Here is a 2,427-nt window from a genome sequence, read left to right on the forward strand (position 1 = left end):
GGCGCGGGACGCGGCCGGCCGAAGCCGGTCGTCGCCTCCCGCGCCCGGGCCCGGGTCGACGGGGTGGGCCGGGTCAGCCCTTGACCGGGCTCGACTGGTAGGACAGGACCCGCCAGTCGTCGTCGACGCGGACGGTGACGAAGACGATGCGGCTGCTCCGCTCGGGGGCGACCTCGGTCTCGCCGGCCAGCAGGATGCCGCCCTCGGCGACGACCAGGGCCGAGTCCCGGTGCAGCATGCTGATCTCGACGGGCTCGAAGGTCATCCGGGCCCCCTTGTACGGGCCTGCGAACGCGTCGGTCAGCCAGGCGCGGATCTCGTCCCGGCTCTTCAGCTGGTCGTCGCCCATCAGCATGCTGCCGTTGTCGGTGAACATCTCGGCGATGGCGTCGGCGTCGTTGGCGTCCCAGTTGGCCCGCACGCGCAGCGGCGCGGTGAAGGCGTGGCCCTCCTCCCCGTTGCTGTACGCCCCGTAGTGCTTCGCCCACTGCTTGGACTGCTCGACGAGCGACGCTGCCTTGTTGGTCATGGTGTGCTCCTCTGCCGGGTGTCGGATGTGAGTGGTCGCCGGCGCTCCGGTCGCGTCGGCGCGTACCGCTGGTGGTCGCCGCCTCGGGCCACGGCCGGTCGCGTCGCCGGCCGCGGCCCCGCCCGACGCGCTACCGCGTCGGGCCCGCCGCACCGGCGGCCAGCGCGGGCTCGGTGGCCGCGGCCACCCCCTTGATCAGGTCCGCGGCCTTCTCGCCGATGGCGATGGTCGCGGCGTTCGGGTTGCCGCTGACCAGGCGGGGCATCACGGACGCGTCCGCGACCCGCAGCCCGTCGACGCCGAGGACGCGCAGCTCCGCGTCGACCACGGCGCCCATCGCGCAGGTGCCGGCCGGGTGGTAGATGGAGTGCGCGTACTGGCGGACGTAGTCGCGCAGGTCGGCGTCGGACTCCGACGCCGGCGGCCGGTACGGCCGCTCCACGTACGGCGTGAGGGCCGGCTGCCGGGCGATGTCCAGCCCGATCCGCAGGGCCGCCACCGCGTCGTCCAGGTCGGACTCCTCGGCGAGGTAGTTGTGCACGATCTTCGGCTTGGCGGTGGGGTCGGCCAGGGCGAGCTGCACCGAACCCCGGCTGCGGGGCGCCAACATGGACGGGCCGTAGGACAGCGCGTGGTCGGTGGGCGTCCCGAGGCCGTTGTCGGCGAACATCACCGGCGCGGCCAGGAACTCCACGTCGGGCGCGGCCAGGGCGTCGCTGGTCCGGACGAACCCGCCGGCCTCCGGGCCGTTCGCGGTCATCGGCCCGCGCCCCTCGGACATGAACAGCTCCAGGTTCTCCGGCGTGCCGGCGGCGAGCAGGCTGATCGGGTGCGAGTGGGCATAGATCAGCGGCACCAGGAGGTGGTCCTGGAGGTTCTGCCCGACCTGCGGCTGGTCCAGCACGACCGGCACCCCGAGCGCGCCGAGCAGCGGCGCCGGCCCGATGCCGGAGAGCATGAGCAGCTGCGGGCTGTTGTACGCCCCGCCGCAGAGCACCACCTCCCGCTCGGCCCGGATCTCGATGTCCTCGCCGAGCCGCTGGCCCACCACGCCCACCGCCCGGCCGTTCTCGACAAGCACCCGGTGCACCTGGAGGTTCACCTCGACGGTCAGGTTGGGCCGGTCGGCCACGGGGTGCAGGAAGGCGGTGGCGGTGCTGGCCCGCCGGCCGTCGCGCTGGGTGAGCTGGAACAGCCCGAAGCCGTCCTGCTCGGCGCCGTTGAAGTCGTCGTTGGCGCCGTGACCGGCCTGCCGTCCCGCCTCGACGAACGCGGCGGCCATCGGGTTGCGGGCCCGCCCGTCGGAGACCCGCAGCGGGCCGCCGACGCCGTGGTAGGCCGACTCGCCCCGCTCGTTGTCCTCCGAGCGCCGGAAGTACGGCAGCAGCTCGTCGAAGCTCCAGCCGGGCTGGTTCCACCCGTCGAAGTCCGACCGGTGGCCCCGGACGTAGATCATCGTGTTGATCGAGCTGGTGCCGCCCAGCACCCGGCCGCGGGGCAGGTAGATCCGGCGGCGGTCCAGGTGCGGCTCGTCGTGCGTGTCGTAGTCCCAGTCGAGCTGGGTGCGGAACAGCTGGCCGAACGCCACCGGTACGTGCACGTTCTGCGCCGTGTCCGCCGGGCCGGCCTCGACGAGGCAGACCCGGACGTCGGGATCCTCGCTCAGTCGCGCGGCCAGCACGCAGCCCGCCGATCCCGCCCCGACGATTACATAGTCGTACATCCACCCCTCCTCGTCGCGTGCCCGCCCGCAGGCGTGACATCAGCGCAGCTGGTACGGATCCGGGGCGGCACCCGGCGTCGCCGGGTGCCCTGTGGGCCCGCCCGCCGCGCCGTGCGTTTCACATCGTGTCGGGTCCGGTCCGGCCTGTCGTCGAGGGCCGGTACGCGCGTTCCGG

2 protein-coding genes are annotated in these 2,427 nt (G+C 73.7%); both read right to left on the bottom strand.

Annotation, left to right across the window (positions count from 1 at the left end):
• Positions 1 to 73: 73 nt before the first annotated feature.
• The gene (locus AB0B83_RS30080) at positions 74 to 529 is read right to left on the bottom strand and encodes an SgcJ/EcaC family oxidoreductase (protein WP_357581003.1); all 456 of its coding nucleotides are present in this window, start codon (positions 527 to 529) and stop codon (positions 74 to 76) included.
• A 130-nt stretch (positions 530 to 659) separates the two neighbouring features.
• Positions 660 to 2,252: a GMC family oxidoreductase N-terminal domain-containing protein gene (locus AB0B83_RS30085; RefSeq protein WP_357581004.1), complete on the bottom strand. Its 1,593-nt coding sequence runs from the start codon at positions 2,250 to 2,252 to the stop codon at positions 660 to 662.
• Between the last annotated feature and the right edge of the window lie 175 nt (positions 2,253 to 2,427).

The organism is Micromonospora sp. NPDC049060 (assembly GCF_040649055.1).
Taxonomy (GTDB): domain Bacteria; phylum Actinomycetota; class Actinomycetes; order Mycobacteriales; family Micromonosporaceae; genus Micromonospora; species Micromonospora reichwaldensis.

Bases quoted from the DNA above. Each gene is read 5' to 3' on its own strand.
- AB0B83_RS30085 (WP_357581004.1), bottom strand. From the start codon at position 2,252: ATGTACGACTATGTAATCGTCGGGGCGGGATCGGCGGGCTGCGTGCTG.
- AB0B83_RS30080 (WP_357581003.1), bottom strand. From the start codon at position 529: ATGACCAACAAGGCAGCGTCGCTCGTCGAGCAGTCCAAGCAGTGGGCG.